Annotated in this window: 14 protein-coding genes; 10 read left to right on the forward strand and 4 right to left on the reverse strand. The window is 43.1% G+C overall.

From position 1 onward, the window contains the following. Position 1 precedes the first annotated feature (1 nt). Together OH456_RS06240 and OH456_RS06245 are read right to left on the reverse strand one after the other, a co-directional pair. The gene (locus tag OH456_RS06240; protein WP_031495514.1) at positions 2 to 382 is read right to left on the reverse strand and encodes a nuclear transport factor 2 family protein; all 381 of its coding nucleotides are present in this window, start codon (positions 380 to 382) and stop codon (positions 2 to 4) included. A gap of 117 nt (positions 383 to 499) precedes the next feature. After that, positions 500 to 1,168 (reverse strand): hypothetical protein, encoded by a 669-nt coding sequence (locus OH456_RS06245; protein WP_270033053.1) that lies wholly within the window; start codon positions 1,166 to 1,168, stop codon positions 500 to 502. 443 nt (positions 1,169 to 1,611) lie between these two features. Between OH456_RS06245 and OH456_RS06250 the strand changes: the two genes are divergently transcribed. From OH456_RS06250 to OH456_RS06295, 10 genes are all read left to right on the forward strand, one after another. Next, the gene (locus OH456_RS06250) at positions 1,612 to 2,229 is read left to right on the forward strand and encodes a TfoX/Sxy family DNA transformation protein (protein ID WP_270033054.1); all 618 of its coding nucleotides are present in this window, start codon (positions 1,612 to 1,614) and stop codon (positions 2,227 to 2,229) included. A 376-nt stretch (positions 2,230 to 2,605) separates the two neighbouring features. Beyond that, positions 2,606 to 4,228: a peptide ABC transporter substrate-binding protein gene (locus tag OH456_RS06255; protein WP_270033055.1), complete on the forward strand. Its 1,623-nt coding sequence runs from the start codon at positions 2,606 to 2,608 to the stop codon at positions 4,226 to 4,228. A gap of 252 nt (positions 4,229 to 4,480) precedes the next feature. After that, positions 4,481 to 6,598, forward strand: a complete 2,118-nt coding sequence (gene nosR / locus OH456_RS06260) for a transcriptional regulator NosR (protein ID WP_270033056.1) — start codon at positions 4,481 to 4,483, stop codon at positions 6,596 to 6,598. 73 nt (positions 6,599 to 6,671) lie between these two features. Beyond that, positions 6,672 to 8,564 carry a TAT-dependent nitrous-oxide reductase gene (nosZ, locus tag OH456_RS06265; RefSeq protein WP_270033057.1) on the forward strand — a complete coding sequence of 631 codons (1,893 nt, stop codon included), beginning with the start codon at positions 6,672 to 6,674 and terminating at the stop codon, positions 8,562 to 8,564. 71 nt (positions 8,565 to 8,635) lie between these two features. Further along, complete coding sequence (locus OH456_RS06270; RefSeq protein WP_270033058.1) at positions 8,636 to 9,961, forward strand: nitrous oxide reductase family maturation protein NosD; 1,326 nt, start codon at positions 8,636 to 8,638, stop codon at positions 9,959 to 9,961. Further along, positions 9,958 to 10,881 (forward strand): ABC transporter ATP-binding protein, encoded by a 924-nt coding sequence (locus tag OH456_RS06275; protein WP_270033059.1) that lies wholly within the window; start codon positions 9,958 to 9,960, stop codon positions 10,879 to 10,881. Before OH456_RS06270 ends, OH456_RS06275 begins: the two co-directional genes overlap by 4 nt. Then, positions 10,878 to 11,696, forward strand: a complete 819-nt coding sequence (locus tag OH456_RS06280) for an ABC transporter permease (RefSeq protein WP_270033060.1) — start codon at positions 10,878 to 10,880, stop codon at positions 11,694 to 11,696. Before OH456_RS06275 ends, OH456_RS06280 begins: the two co-directional genes overlap by 4 nt. Before the next feature lie 25 nt (positions 11,697 to 11,721). Beyond that, on the forward strand, positions 11,722 to 12,207 hold the full coding sequence (locus OH456_RS06285; RefSeq protein WP_270033061.1) for a nitrous oxide reductase accessory protein NosL: 486 nt from the start codon (positions 11,722 to 11,724) through the stop codon (positions 12,205 to 12,207). A 303-nt stretch (positions 12,208 to 12,510) separates the two neighbouring features. Further along, a complete protein-coding gene (locus tag OH456_RS06290) occupies positions 12,511 to 13,011 on the forward strand; it encodes a hypothetical protein (RefSeq protein WP_270033062.1) in 501 nt (166 codons plus the stop codon). Between the two features lie 171 nt (positions 13,012 to 13,182). Then, the gene (locus tag OH456_RS06295; protein ID WP_270033064.1) at positions 13,183 to 13,536 is read left to right on the forward strand and encodes an SMR family transporter; all 354 of its coding nucleotides are present in this window, start codon (positions 13,183 to 13,185) and stop codon (positions 13,534 to 13,536) included. 63 nt (positions 13,537 to 13,599) lie between these two features. Here the strand turns inward: OH456_RS06295 and OH456_RS06300 are convergent, their stop codons facing one another. After that, a complete protein-coding gene (locus tag OH456_RS06300; RefSeq protein ID WP_270033065.1) occupies positions 13,600 to 15,366 on the reverse strand; it encodes a DUF1501 domain-containing protein in 1,767 nt (588 codons plus the stop codon). A gap of 6 nt (positions 15,367 to 15,372) precedes the next feature. Beyond that, positions 15,373 to 16,872, reverse strand: coding sequence for a DUF1800 domain-containing protein (locus tag OH456_RS06305; RefSeq protein WP_270033066.1), 1,500 nt, complete (start codon positions 16,870 to 16,872; stop codon positions 15,373 to 15,375). Positions 16,873 to 16,948: the final 76 nt, after the last annotated feature.

Below are 16,948 nucleotides of genomic sequence, written 5' to 3' on the forward strand. Positions count from 1 at the left end.
CCTAACTAATGGCGCAAACCCAGCGTTTGCGCCATTCTGCCGCCGGATAGTCGTCTGGCCAATATTCTACTTGCTTGACGATTTCTCCATTTTCCACGGTATGAAAAGTAATAGCTTTTGCTTTGATCTTTCCATCAGTGACATTAACATCGGTAACGACCGTATTACCCTCTGCAACAATAGAAACAATATCAAACTGCCACAACCCATTAGCGGGATACTCAGTGTTTACCGCAGCAAAGTTCTCTCTTCCCACGATTTTTTCATTCGACTGAGGCCAATGAACTTCAATACTTTCTGCTAAACACTCACTCGCATAATAGAAATCATTCCCTTCCATTGCACGCCAATACGCTTCAACTATCTGTTTAACGTTTTCCATAAATCTACCTTCCACGTTGTTACTAGTGATAATTTAACGTAGAAATAACTGTATGCATATACAGCCAAGTGAGTTTTGAGAACTAAGACAGAGAAGAAGCGAATGGTATAACGTCAGCTATACCGTCGTCCTAGGTTGAATGACGAAATTGCCCTCCTGCGACTCGGTATAACGATATCGACTCTCTTTTAATAACCAAGACAGCGGATGGCGAACCCATGGCTGTGGGTCAGTTGGAGCAAAAGCATCGACACCCCGCAAGGAAATACAGTGCCAACCACATTCTTCTGCCTGACGAATACAGCGGCTTGCATGCCAAAGTTGAGCAACAATATTCACCTTGCGAACTTGGGTATACTGAATAGCCTTCAAAGCGACTTCTTTTGTTGTCATATAAGTCTCGTTATGCCCGAACTGAATGGAAGTAACGCGCGACTTAAAATTTGGCTGAGAGTCTAAAACAATGTCGCAGATTTCCCATTGCAGGATAGCTTGAATCCTTGGCTGACTGAGCATAATAGTAATGACTTGCTCGGCAATGAGTTGATTAACCTCTCTGCCTTCTCCATATGAAAAGGCCAAAATGGGAAATCTAGGGTCAACGACACCACGAGGTTCGGTGAAGTATTGGTATCGTTTAAGATAGATATCTAACTCACAAAGGGCCCTAGTTGTTACGAGTTGTTCGCAACGAGGGTAGTAATTACGATGAGTCAAAACCCACGAAGTGTCAGGCGTTATCAATTGATTATCAGTCCATGTTAGAACGGTACAAGGCTCTAGCATTTCCACTCCTCACGATATTCAGAAATTGCATTGCAGCATTCGACAACCCAAAACAGTTACCTATACTCCAAACTCAAGCCATCTCGGTAAAGCCTTACCAACAAACGTTCTGAACATGTATTCTACTGACTGTAGTCGCGATTCATTATTCAAGTAAGTAGTAAACCGACTGAAAACTAATCTGTCTCAAACTTGGATCAAATCTAGAACTTAACCTATTCGCTACTATGGTTTGCCTCTTCATGTTTTAACAAAGTCGCGCTTCAGTTTTATGAACAGTGAAAAACCTTTACGTCAAAATCGCTTCTAACCGCACCATAACTCCAACCTCACTCTCACAAAATTTGTAACGGCTAAGAATCTGGAACAATTAATGCAGTTGTAATCACAGTTTCTTATCGAAAGCGCAAATTGCCCTATTCGTAACACATTCAAGGAGAGAGATGATGTTAGATAACTTTGTAGACTCAATACAGGCGTACACTGAGCTTAAAGAGATAAGCATCCGTTCTGTATTTGGCGGGAAAGGCGTTCTGTCTAATGGTGTGATGTTTGCACTAATAAAGGGCAACGAGCTCTACCTTAGAGCACCGAATAGTAAGTTTAAGGACGAGTTTTCGCAATTAGGGTGTACGCCATACGAGTTTCACTGGCGCTCATCGTCTCGCAACTACCCTAGCCTTTCTAGTTACTATTCCATTCCTGAAGCAGTAAAGCATTGCGATAAACAAATAGCACAGCTCTGCGAAGAAGTTTGGAGTGTAGGTTTGGAAGAAAAAAGGCGTAAAGAAACGCCCACGCGCATCAAAGACCTTCCTAATATGCAATATAAAACGGAACGAATGTTACGTAAGGCGGGCATCCACTCCATTGATGAATTAAGAGCGCAAGGTCCTGTGAATGCTTATAAAGCAGTGTGTGGTAGCCACGATAAACAGCCGGGAATCAACTTACTGTTTTATATCGCTGGTGCGTTGGAAGGCATACATTGGAGTATCCTTCCTGAAACACTGCGAGAAACACTTTCTCGCCAAGCAGGCTCTGACTATCTTACTCATTAAAAAAACGCCCTGCGGCCAAAGGCTGCAGGGCAAAACATTAATACAATGTCTATGTTGGATGCATGTGTTAATTGAAAGTGGACAGGACAACTAAGCACATACCGTTATTAAACCACGTGCTTCAGTGGTTCGATAGCGAATAACCTTATCAAGTGATTGCAAACCCACTTCAATAGATGACCAATTGTTTCGAAATGTAGATCAAGCCCCGTCATATGTAGGCTACCCGACCCAAATCACACTCCACTGTACTAATTTGTAAATTAAATCATTAAACTTATTGCGGTTAATTGTAGTTAAGTTGTTTAAATAGGAGACAATTTTAGTTATAAATGGGAGTTATTACGGACAAAGTTTTACGTATAGGATGTACTCAATGAACAAAAAAACGCTCCCCCTCACCATTGCCTCTTTACTTATCGCGACGTCTTTTCATGCACTCTCTGCCAATGTTCCGGATGGGACGGTATTAGCAAATGAGCAATATCTTGTTAGAGGAAATGGAGCCGAGCCTAGTACTATCGACCCAACCTTCGTTAATTCGGGCATGCCGGGCGACATTATTGCCAACGATATGTTCGAAGGATTAATTATCGAGGACCAAAATGGGCGAATGATTCCAGGCCAAGCCAAGTCTTGGAGTGTCTCCGACGACGGTTTAACAGTGACTTTCCAACTAAAAGAAGATCTTAAATGGTCTGACGGTTCACCGCTAACAGCAGAAGACTTTGTCTTTGCTTGGCAACGCGCGATAGATCCTAGTACGGGTAACAACACTGGACACTACTTCAAGACCGCCAACATCGCTAATGCTGGCGCTATCTTATCGGGAGACGTTAAAGCTTCTGAATTGGGTGTAAAAGCGCTTACAGACACTGCTCTTGAAGTAACCTTAACCAAACCAACACCGTATTTCTTAAGCTTGATGAGTGTGAAGACCTTCTTTCCTCTTCCTGAAGCAGTAGTAACAAAGTTCGGTAACCAGTGGACTCGTCCAGAGAACATGGTCACCAATGGTGCTTATAAGTTGGTTAAGTGGGTACCTAATGAGTATGTTGAAGTAGAGCGTAATCCACAATATTGGGACAACCAACACACTGTCATTAATGGCGTGACCTATCTTGGTCTTGCTTCTCAAAATGCTGAACTTGTGCGTTATCAATCAGGTGAGATTGATATGACCAACCGAATTCAGTTGGAGCAATATCAACGTTTGATTAAAGAGGATCCATCTCAAATCCAAGGGTTGCCACTACTTGGTTCGTATATCTACTCTTTCAACACCCAAAAAGCGCCGTTCGATAACGCCAAAGTTCGACAAGCCCTTACCGTTGCTATCGACCGCAACATACTGGTTGAGAAGATCACTGGTCAAGGAGAAGTCGCTGCTTATACGCCCGTTCCATCTATCATTCCAAATTACGATGCTCCACATATGGCATACAGCGATAAGAGCATGCAGCAGCGTTTGGAAATGGCAAAACAGTTGTTAGCAGAAGCTGGATATAACAAAGACAAACCGCTCGAATTTACAGTGACTTATAACACCAGTGAAAACCATAAAAAGATAGCCTTGGCCCTCGCCTCCATGTGGAAGCCGCTTGGCGTCAAAGTTCACCTGCAGAACATGGAATGGAAAGCCTATGTCTCAGCTAAATCTTTAGGAGATTTTGAGATAGCGCGTTCATGGTCATTTGGAGACTATGCGGAACCATCCTCAGTGTTAGCTTCCTATACTTGCAATCACGTTGAAAACGAAAGTGGCTTCTGTGATGCGAAGTTTGATGAGCTAATGCAACGTGCTAGCGTAACCGCAGATAAAGCCAAGCGCTACCAACTGTTCAACCAAGCAGAAACCATATTAGCCGAGGCCGCACCGATGATTCCACTCTACTATTACAAGCATACTCGACTGGTTCGAAATACTCTGAAGGGCTTCCCTATTAATAACCCGAAGGGCAATATTTACGCTAAAGATATGTACTTTGTAGCACCTTAGTCTGCATTTATATCCATAATCGGTAGACTTCATCTGATTCTACCGATTATGCCATTAAATATTTTTTACATTTATGTGAACGCATGCAACATTTCATCTATTGATAGCTTTCATTTTATTCAACATTGATTTAAATCAAAAACAGAGTGTTAACCAGCCTCTAGTCTAACCGCATCTCTACTAACACCAACGCACAAAGTATTGTGTTGTTAATTGTTGGTAATCACTAGGACGGATGGCTAGGGAGCGCTTATGCAGAGGAAATTTACCCGAGTTCTAGTGTGCCAGTTAGTTGCACTTCTTTTCGTAAGCTTCGACAGCTTTGCATTATTTGTCAGTCCACCAAAAGACCCAATCCCCCTCATACAGCAAGTGTTCCCCGACCTTACATCTATCTCTGAAAAACAAGGAGAGCCTTTAGTCAGAACGATTAGCAAGGATGACAATATTATCGGGTATGCTTTCGAGACCAATGATATTGCGAGTATTCCTGCCTATTCTGGCGAACCCGTGAATATGCTTGTTATCATCGACCCTCACGGTGAGTACTTGGCATCAAAAGTACTAGAGCATCATGAGCCCATCATTTTAGCTGGTATTCCTGAAAGCAAATTATGGGAGTTTAGCGATCAATACGTCGGGTTATCGGTCAAAGACCGCATCAAAGTGGGTGGTAAAAAAAACGCAAACTATGTTCCTATCGATGGTCTATCAGGTGCTACAGTCACAGTAATGGTAATGAATGTGGCTATAACTAAAGCAGCCACAAAAGTTGCCGTGTCACTCGGAATTGTGAAACCCGCTAGCAATATTATTCAACCTAAATCCACTATAAAACGCGACCTCTTCTCTGTGAAAAACTGGCTTGAGCTGACAGGAGACGGTTCAATTCGAAAACTATTAATTCGTAAAGGAGCCGTTCAAGAGGCATTTAGTGATACCGATGCAGAAAATGTCGAACGCGTGAAGGATGATGAGACTGAACAAACATTTGCTGAGCTTTATTACACGTTAGCTGACATCCCTACAATCGGTAAAAACCTATTTGGCGAACAGGAATACCAATGGTTAATCCAAGACCTAAAACCTGATGAGCATCTCATCGCAATTTTTGGTAATGGTTACTCATATAAAGGTTCAGGTTATGTCCGAGGTGGGATTTTTGACCGACTTCAAGTTCATCAAAATGACAACGAAATTTCTTTTCGTGATTTAGACCACCGTCGAATTTTGGATCTGTACATTCCCGGTGCACCAAAGTTTCATGAAATGTCTATTTTTAGGGTACAAGCGCATCATGAGTTCGACCCCGGTGCGAGCTGGCAAATTGAGTTACTTGTACGTCGCCAATTAGGTGCTATCGACAGTGTGTTTACCAGCTTTAAAGGTGAATATGCGCCGCTATCTGAATACGTTGATACGCCTGAACCCATTGTTATCAAACCAGAACTTTCTTTGACGCAACAAGTTTGGCTCGAGAATAAAGTAAAAGTCATCGTACTTTTTGCACTTATTAGCACATTAATACTCATCCTTTTCTTCCAAGATATTTTGGTTCAGCACCCGACCTTTATGCATCGTCTTCGCCACGGTTTCTTGGTCATCACCGTCGTTTTTATTGGCTGGGTTTGGGGTGGTCAACTCTCTGTGGTAAACGTATTCACCTTCCTAAATGCGCTGATGACACAATTCTCATGGGATCTCTTTTTGCTCGACCCCGTTATCTTCATTCTTTGGTGTGCTGCGGCCGTTACCATATTAATGTGGGGGCGTGCAGTTTATTGTGGTTGGCTATGCCCATTTGGTGCGCTTCAAGAACTTATCAACCAATGTGCTCGATACTTAAAAGTCCCTCAGTTTGAACTTCCTTGGGCCATTCATGAACGACTTTGGGCAATTAAGTATCTAATATTGCTTGGTCTGTTTGCACTCTCTTTGGATTCTCTCGCACTTGCCGAACAATTTGCGGAGATAGAGCCTTTTAAAACAACGTTCCTTCTAAAGTTCGACCGTGAATGGCCTTTCGTCTTGTGGGCAGTCCTGTTGCTCTCAGTCAACATTTTCAATCGCAAAACCTTCTGCCGCTACCTTTGCCCATTAGGGGCTGCACTGTCAGTGTCGAACAGTATTCGTCTATTTGACTGGCTCAAGCGTCGCCCTGAATGCGGCTCACCTTGCAAAATTTGCGCGAAAGAATGCGAGATTCAGGCAATTCACCCCAATGGTGAAATTAATATGCGCGAATGCCACTACTGCCTAGATTGCCAAATTACCTATTCCAACGATGGTAAATGTCCACCATTGAAAAAACAGGCATATAAACAACGGAAACAGAGAAATGCTGATATCCCAGTAACCGAAATCCCTTAAGTGGCGAGGTATCGCAGTACTCGTTGCAGGCAGCTACATGTATCAGCCCTACACATAATGAATGGAGACTCACATGAGCGATGACAACAAAAACCTCAATAAAGACAATTTGCCGGTGAATGTTGACCGACGAAAATTCTTTGGAACCAGTGCCGCAATAGGATTAGGTGTTGCCGCCGCCCCTATGTCTGCCGCCATGTTTGCTTCTATGGCTAAAGCTCAAGCAGCAGAAGCTGGAAACAGTCCATATGTTGAGCCGGGTGAAATGGACGAATACTATGGATTTTGGAGTGGCGGTCACTCCGGTGAGGTTCGTATTCTTGGTATCCCTTCTATGCGCGAGCTTATGCGTATCCCCGTTTTTAATACCGATAGTGCGACAGGCTGGGGTTTTACTGACGAAAGTAAACGAATTAAAGGTGACAGCGCACACATCATGTCAGGGGACTCCCACCACCCTCACATGAGTATGACCGATGGTCGTTATAACGGTAAATATGTATTTATTAATGACAAAGCCAATTCACGTGTTGCTCGTATTCGCTGTGACGTCATGAAAGTTGACAAAATGATCACCATTCCTAATGTTCAAGCGATTCATGGCCTTCGTGTACAGAAAGTACCCGAAACCAAATACGTTATCTGCAACAGTGAATTTGAGATCCCAATGAATAACGACGGTAAAGCGACATTGGAAGATGTCAGCACCTACCGTTCTCTGTTCAATGTGATTGATGCGGAAAAAATGGAAGTGGCATTTCAGGTCATGGTCGATGGCAACCTCGATAACACGGATGCCGATTATGACGGTAAGTACTTCGCTTCAACCTGTTATAACTCAGAAATGGGAATGAACTTAGGCGAAATGATCACAGCCGAGCGCGATCATGTGGTAGTTTTCAGTCTAGCCCGTTGTGAAGAAGCGTTAAAGGCTGGCAAGTTCAAAACCTATAACGGTAACGATGTTCCCGTACTTGATGGACGCAAAGGTTCTGCCCTAACTCGCTACATTCCTGTTCCTAAATCACCGCATGGTATGAATACCTCACCAGACGGTAAGTACTTTATTGCTAACGGCAAGCTCTCACCGACCGTTTCTGTCATTGCCACCGCGAAACTTGACGACTTATTTAACGATAAGATTCAACCAAGAGATACCATTGTCGCAGAGCCTGAACTTGGACTTGGTCCACTGCATACTGCGTTTGATAATCGTGGTTTTGCCTACACCACCCTTTTCCTAGATAGTCAAATTGCAAAATGGAACTTAGATGAAGCTATCAAAGCCTACAACGGTGAAAAAGTTAACTACATCAAACAGAAGATCGATGTCCACTATCAGCCAGGACACAACAGTACATCTAGTGGTGAGACTCGTGATGCGGATGGTAAATGGCTTGTGTCTCTGTGTAAGTTCTCTAAAGACCGTTTCTTGCCTGTTGGCCCGTTGAGAGCTGAGAACGACCAACTTATCGATATTTCAGGTGATGAAATGAAGTTGGTACATGATGGACCAACTTTCGCAGAACCTCATGATGGAACTATTATCCACCGCAGTAAAGTCAAACCAAGCAAACTGTGGTCTCGTGACGACCCTATCTTTGCCGAAACAGTAGAGATGGCCAAACGAGATGGTGTCAACGTTATGACAGATAATAAAGTTATTCGAGATGGCAATAAGGTTCGCGTTTATATGACATCAGTAGCGCCGACCTTTGGTATGAACGAATTCAAGGTCAAGTTGGGTGATACGGTAACTGTTGTAGTAACAAACCTCGATACTATCGAAGATGTCACCCATGGATTCTGTATGACAAATCATGGCGTTCAAATGGAAATCAGCCCTCAACAAACTGCGTCTATTACCTTCGTCGCAGATAAACCTGGAGTTCAATGGTACTACTGCAACTGGTTCTGCCACGCGCTCCATATGGAAATGCGAGGTCGAATGTTAGTGGAGGCATAACCGACACTTCATTAAGCTCCCTCAAAACAGAGGGAGCTACCTAGAATTTTCACAACGTTAGGATGGATTCATTGAAGCATACTTCTTGGTTACTCATAGTTACGCTCACCTATCACGGTTTTGCATTCTCCGCCGTAACAGCAGTACATCCAAATGATGATTTACAGGCAATTCTGAATCGAGCTGAGAAAGGCGACACTATTGTTTTGAAAAAAGGACGGTATGAAGGAAACTTTACCGTATCTAAACCACTCACCCTTACCAGCAAGCAGGGTGCAATTATTGACGCGGGTGAAAAAGGCAACGCTCTAACACTCACAAGCTCAGACATCGAAATTTCTAACTTAAACATCGTCAACTGGGGGCGTAATCTTACAGACCAAAATGCCGGCATTTATTCAGATAAAACGGTAAAGAACCTCATTATTGTCAATAATAAACTTAAAGGTGATGGCTTTGGGATGTGGATTCAACGAGCTCAAAACATCACTGTTAGCAACAATGTGGTTGTCGGTAATCCTTCACTTCGCTCGGCAGACAGAGGTAACGGCATTCAATTGTCTACTGTAAAACACGCCTATGTCAGCAACAACACCATCTCGCAAACTCGCGACGGACTTTACGTTATTTCGAGCCAACATTCTGAGCTTCGTAACAACACCATGCATGATCTGAGATACGGTATTCATTACATGTATTCTCATAGTAATCGGGTTATTGGTAATCTTGCTTACAATACCCGAGCGGGTTATGCCTTAATGAGTTCTAAACAGCTTTCTGTTTTAGGTAACACCAGCCGTGATAACGAAGATTATGGCATGTTAATGAATTTCATCACTCATTCCACCATTAGCTACAACCAAATCAAAAACATTTGGACCAAGCCTGAAAACAAGGTTATCGGGAGAGAGGGCAAAGGACTGTTTGTTTATAACTCTGGTTACAATGAAATCAGCTACAACACTATTGATACGACCGAAATAGGTATCCACCTAACCGCTGGTTCTGAAAACGTTCAAGTCAGTGGCAACAGCTTTATCAACAATCCTGTACAAGTCAAATACGTTTCCACTCAAGAGCAAGAATGGAGCATAGAAGGACAGGGAAATTACTGGAGCAACTACCTTGGTTGGGATTTGGATAACAACTCAAGAGGAGACACACCTTTTGAACCAAATGACGGTATTGATAAAGTCGTTTGGAAGTATCCCGAGTCAAAAGTTCTTCTCGATAGCCCTGCGATCATTTTGCTCCGTTGGATTCAAAAACAGTTTCCTGTACTAAAACCATCGGGTGTTAAAGATTCGTTCCCATTGATGTCACCGCTGGATATTTCCACAGAACTAGAACAGCTTTCCCACCCTGCTTCATTACCAACACAAGAGAGCCATTTATGAGTAAAGCCATCGTTCAGCTCCATAACGTTAGCAAACAATATAAGTCTCTCCACGCAGTAGATAATCTCAGTTTTTCCATTCAACCGGGCGAAGTCCTCGGACTATTTGGTCACAATGGCACGGGTAAGACGACTACGATGAAACTCATTCTTGGCGTTATTGAGGCATCAGCAGGAGAAGTTAACGTTTTTGGTACAGACCCCTCGACGAAACAAGCCTGGCAGAGCCGAAAACAGATTGGCTATCTACCTGAAAATGTGAGCTTTTATGAGCAGCTTACCGGGTTAGAAGTACTGACTTATTTCGCTCGCTTGAAATCTGCACCACAAGGTCAGGTAAAGGAATTACTCACCCAAGTAGGACTAGCTGACGCATCGAAGCGACCAGTCAAAACTTACTCAAAAGGAATGAGACAACGGTTAGGCTTAGCTCAGGCGTTCTTAGGTGAACCCAAATTGCTTTTACTTGACGAGCCAACAGTAGGGCTTGACCCCATTGCGACGCAAGAGTTCTACCAAAGCGTGGATAGACTAAAGAAAGGTGGCGCAAGTGTCCTTCTCTGCTCTCATGTCCTTCCTGGAGTAGAACAGCACATTGACCGAGCTTTGATTTTGTCTCGAGGCAAAGCTGTCACCATCGGAACACTTGAGGAACTGAGAACACAAGCGAAGTTGCCAACAAAGATAAGAGCAACTGGTCTAAACGGTGCTATTCGCTCCAACGAACTCTTGTCATCCTTTGCGACATCAAACAATCAACTTTCAGTACCCAACAAAGATAAAATTCAGGTATTACGCGAACTGCTTACCTATGAGTCACTAAGCGATGTTCAAATGGAACCCGCTAACTTAGAACAGATATACCAGCATTTTCTTCACTTACCCTCAGAAGAGAACCAGCCTAAGGAGTACAAGTCATGAACCCTATTTTTGCTGTTGCTCTTAAAGAGTTTCAAGATGGCTTACGAAACCGGTGGTTCATCTCTATTACGTTGATCTTTGCGTTCCTGTCTATCGGCATAAGCTATTATGGAAGCGTTGCATCTGGTCAACTCACTACCCCTTCACTTTCAACTACGATTGCTAGCCTATCTAGTCTCTCTGTGTTTATCATTCCACTAATTGCGCTGTTATTGTGCTATGACAGTTTTGTTGGAGAGCAGGAATCAGGAACCTTGCTACTTCTTATGACCTACCCTATAAGCCATGCGCAACTATTACTCGGTAAGTTTATTGGTCAAGGGAGTATCATTACTCTATCAACCATTTTGGGCTTCGGTTCAGCCGGAGTATTGCTTAGCGCTACGACAGAGCATCAGTCTATCAGCAGTGCGTTTACATTGTTTATTGTAACATCGAGCCTGTTGGGTCTTTGTTTCATCACACTGGCTTATTTAATTAGCTTGCTGGTATCGGAGAAGTCGAAAGCTGCGGGAGCCGCGTTGTTAGTTTGGTTATTCTTTGTATTGATATTTGACCTCATATTACTAGGCATTCTGGTAGGTGGATATGAAGTCCTTGATCAGCAGGTATTAGTTCAAATTATGTTGCTAAACCCCGCCGATCTTTTCCGTCTTATTAACCTCTCCGCACTAAACAATAGCGATATCAATGGCGTATTAGCTGTCGCCATAAACAGCAGCTTATCCACTTTGAACTTACTGATGGTCATGTTTGCTTGGATAGCAGTTCCACTGACCATTTCTCTTTTTATCTTCCGAGCAAAACACCTATAAAGCCACTACATAAGGATTCCGTATTATGAACGTCGTAAAATCTATGTTTGTTACTCTGATAGCAATGATTCTGTTTGGGTGTGGTGAATCGGAACAACAACAGATGGTCAAACAAGCTCAAGCTATCGAAGCCGCTGATGAATGTCATGTCTGTGGAATGGTCATTAAGAACTATCCTGGGCCTAAAGGCCAGGCCTATCAAAAAGGTGAAGAAAATACGGTTAGATTCTGTTCGACACGAGATATGTTCAGCTATCTATTACAGCCAGAGAACCAACGACAGATTGAGCAGATATTTGTTCACGATATGAGTAAAACACCATGGCAGAAGCCAGAGGACGATTATTTCATTGATGGCAAACTAGCATGGTACGTTATAGGGTCGACCCAAAAGGGTGCTATGGGCAAAACACTTGCCAGCTTTAGCAAGCAAAATGATGCAGATTTCTTTAGCGAACAGTTTGGTGGCAAGGTTTATAAGTTTGATGAAATAACCATCGATCTTCTTTAACTAAAGAGGACTAATCTCGGAAGTATCGAGCCTTCGTGACATGTCGCTAAGTTCGATCTTCCCTCTCCCATTGCCAGCATTGCTCTCACTGCCATTCTCAAATTTTATTATTAAAGTCATCAGTATTAGAGCAAAATATAGCCCCTGCCTAATAATTACACATCAATGAGTTCAATTAATAGGTTAGTCATCCAATCCTAACTTGTTCGCATAGAACCGTTTTTTCACCTAGTGACGCTGTCCTTCACTCTCGATAGAATCCGCGCCCAACCTCCTATAACACCCTATTTAGAGAATCCAATAATGAATCAAGTATTCAATTCAGCACATATGACAAAAACGCTAATGCTAACAATCTGGATCGTAGCCGGTACGGTTATTCTTCAGAAGTTAGGTATTCACGATAAATGGCCTGCATTCCTTGCGCTAATCTTTTTCTTTGAAGCAAAATTTGACCTAAGCAAACTTAAGAACATTTTCGCAGCTGGTATTGTAGGTATCGCCATGGGAATGCTAATCCCTGCAACCTTGGGAGCACTGGCGCCTATCGTTGGCGGTGAGAACGCGTTTTACATTTACGTTGCTGGTGTTGTTCTGATTACTATTGGTATGGGGCCAATCGCGCACTTTGCATTTAGTTATATTACGTTCGCTTATGTGGTGATGTGTATTCTTCACAAAGACCACGTTGTTGAGCATGGCTTATCTTGGATGGCAGTGGCTCTTCTTGGTGGCGCTATGTACATTGCTGGTGTTACTGCGATTGCTAAATTACTTGAGAAAAAGGCACTCGTGGCTCAGTAAGCATAAGACTACGTGGGAGCGGTCTGTGACGGCCGCGCTCACTTATTTATTATCTCTTTGGTGTAATAATTATTTACCCAACCAACACTACCAAAGTTTTTGAAATTATTTATACTCTCGCCCATCAGAATACGAGCGGTTTCGTATTCACTTGTTTGGTGGTAATGCAGTATGTTTCAAACTCTTGTTTCTCTGCCTCCAGCTATTGCACTTTCAATAGCCATTGTGACTGAAGTGATCGCAACTTCGTTTATTCCTAAGACAGAACAGTTTACCAAGCTGGCTCCTAGCCTAGTGGTTGGTATCGGTTACGCCGTGGCTTTCTTTTTGTTATCTGTCACCGTTAAAAGTATGCCGGTTGGTGTGGTTTATGCGATCTGGAGCGGTGCAGGCATTGTCTTAGTAGCGACGGTCGGATATTTTGCTTACGGACAGAGATTGGACCTAGCGGCAATTGTCGGAATCGGGCTTATTCTATCTGGCGTTCTTGTCGTCAACTTGCTTTCGAAAACCGTAGGTCACTGATCTCAACCTCATCAACGATTTCACTAGGGGCCCTGATTCGGGCCCTCCGTTATTTGTAATAACCTATGCAGGCTTACCCCATACTTCAATTTCTTGGAAGTTGTTCCATTTGACCAGCTTGCTGTTCACAGGGTCATTATTGCCGTTACAAGTAATTCTTAGGGTACGGGCCTGTTGACCACCAAGCTCTACGTCCACATAGCCAGTTGTATCTCCCGGCGTTTGGTAACTCATGAGTTTAGTGAACTGCACGCCATCGCTACTTACCGATATATCCATAAAGTACTGCCTTACATCGCCCTTAGCTTGTGAAAAACGCAGCACATCAAGGCTAGATATCTGTGACAATGTAATATCAAAATGAATCCCTTCGCCTTTCGCCGTCCATTTCGTCGTAGGGTCACCATCAATAGCCATCTCTGGTGTATGATCTACCCGAGTCACAGAAGCCGCGACACCGGCGATTGCTAGATTTTCGCTTTCCGTTAAATCCTGTCCTAAGAAACCTAAGTAACGGCTTGGGAAGTGATTTTCCTTATCTGGCGACAAAGTTGGGAAGATATAGTCAACTCCGGATTCCGATAATCCAAACCATCGACATAATGTCGCAGCATACTGTTCCGACGCTGTGGTAGGTATGAACTTGTTGCCTATTGCGTCTGGACCATCCTTAACAAACTCTGGATAGCGACCATAAGCTTTGCCGCCTTTTACACTACCGCCTATAACTAATTGGTTACTTCCCCATCCATGATCTGTACCTCGATTACTGTTATTTTGAATGGTTCTACCGAAATCAGACATAGTGAAAGTTACTACGCTATCTTGCAATCCATCAGCCTCAAGGGAGGCATAAAATGCGGAAACAGCATCGTCAATCGTGGTCAGCAAACCATCATGCTTACCACGCTGGTTGCTGTGATTATCGAACCCACCTAGCGAAACAAAAAATACCTGACGTGCTTGATTAAGGCCGCCACTAGATTGGATAAGTCTTTTAACCATTTTCAACTGAGATCCAAGGTAGCTGGAAGGAATGTTTGGATCTTCTGGGTATTGGTCGAGCAAATCTCCCAATGTATCTTGAAAATCTAAGATGTCTTGGAAGCTCTGCAAGTATGCCTTACCGAACTCCGATGCATTATTATCAGCAAGTAATTTGGTAATATTATTGTTTACTGAGTTTACCGACAAAGAGGACATTGCACGAATTCCCGATGAACTCACTCTAAGGTCTTGCACTCCCGAACCATTCATTAGCTCGTTACCACTGAAAGAGAGATTAGGTGAAATGGATTCAGCCCCAGTCGCTAGTAGGTCCATCATCATTCCAGCCCAACCGTAAGGATGATACTGACTCGTCGCCCAGCTTCGCTGCCATGCCAGTTGCTGCTTATTATGCGCCCCTAAATTGGGAGAGCGTTTGACACTGTTGTAGTTTTCCTTGGTTGTTGGTTCGATTAATGAACCGACATTAACGATACTTGTCGCCACTTTGGCCTCGAACAAACTGGATATTTTGGGCATAGCGGCATTGAGGGCTAAGGATTGCTGATTGTCGTCCATAATATAACCAATTTGCGACACCTCATGATCCCATAACTGAATATCTGGCCGGGAATCTCTATAATTATTTAAATTTTCTCCATCTTTTGGAACAAGCATATTAAAAGAATCATTACCACCATAGAGAAATAAACAAACCAAGGCTTTATAATCACTTCCTTCATTTGCTAAAGCGCTCGACGGCAATGATAACGTCAATGGAATAGAAGTTGCTGCAGAACTATAAAGAGTGCTTTTAATAAAATTACGTCTTGTTAATTTCATAGTACTTTACTCCTGAACCATAAAGTTGGGAGAGATAAATGCAAAATAAAGCATGGCCGATACCGAGTAGGGTTTATTATTATCGCTTTTCGCATTCCATAAACCTTCAAATCGAGGCGCTAAATCTGCAGGAACTTCTCCTCCAAAGAATCGATTTGCAATTAAATTTATAAGCTGTGAGTAGTCTCCAGATGCCGATACAAAATCCGACACATCCGGATAGAGTTCTCCAGAACTATTTGAGCTAGTTTTATAACCATTATCGGTAACCAGTTTCCAAGCAATATTGCTCATTTTAACGGTTTGGTTCCAATCAATGATCTCAAGCTCAGGAGCAGTTAGCCCTTGCCCGCCAAGACTGCCCATTGGTAGGTAATCTGGAGAGTAGAAATTAAATACCGAAGGTGAACCCAGTGGATATTGACCAAAAGTGTCTTGATATAGCATGGCATTTGGTGTGATAGTTGCGCCTGCCCCCGGTTTGCTATCCAGAGCACGATACAGGTAGGTCATGGCCAATATGGGCTCGCGAAGTTTCGCGCGAAATAGACTTCCTTCCGCATTTACTTCGTCATCAAGTAATACTGCTTTAATCACTGCTGCTAGGTCTCCATCCGTTTGTTTAAACACGGATGAGACTCTCTCCACATAGGCAGGAGTCGGGTTAGAGGTGACAAATCGCTTAATCAACAAGGTAGAAATATTCGGGGCGGTATTAGGGTGTTTGACTAACACTTCCAGCACGTGATCGAGTTCTTGTTCCGCTCCAACGCCAGCCGGAAAGCTCTCTCCCAACACCTTTTTTGATTCCATATCGTGGTAAGAATTGTTTGCTTCCATAGGAGCATTCATGCTGCTATTAGACATAAACCAACCAGTAAATATTCTTGCCATATCTTCTACATCGGCATCGTCATAATTAGCTTCGGGGTTACCTTCCAAATCTAAGTAAAGTGTTCCGTCTGGATTAAGTTTATTTAGACCTATCGTAAACAACTGCATGATTTCTCGTGCATAGTTTTGATCTGGATTCACTCCAGTTTGAGACTTGGGAAGGTTACCCACCATAGTCAAGTAATGACCCATGATGGGTGAGCGTGTGACATGGTAAAGCAGCGTTTTGTAGTCGCTAAAAGCGTAGGTTGTCAGAATGTCATAGTAATTGGCCAACTCTAATGGATACGGTGCCAACTGCGCATCACGGTCGCCCACAACCAGTATTTGACTGAGTGCGAAGGCAACTCGTTGACGTAACTGAGCCTCATCTTGCAAAGCAAGATCAAACCAAGCGCAGACTCTCATTTCCTGAGTGAGAGTTGTTTGACCACGCTGTTGCTGCTGGATTAACGTTTGTGAAACATGATTTGTGTAACTGAGGTTAATCTGTTGGTCGATCCAGCCGTTTCTATCATCACTAACTAATAACGCTTCAACATCGCCTTTCTTAATTCCCATCGTCGCTGCATCAAGAAATTTAGATGCCTGTTTATATGATAAACCATCCATAGTTATTCCTTATATTATTCCCTAGCTCGCATTTATAAAACTAGTACCCACAAAATATATTTCAAACACAAAATGC

Source organism: Vibrio sp. La 4.2.2, assembly GCF_027586995.1.
Lineage (GTDB): Bacteria > Pseudomonadota > Gammaproteobacteria > Enterobacterales > Vibrionaceae > Vibrio > Vibrio mediterranei.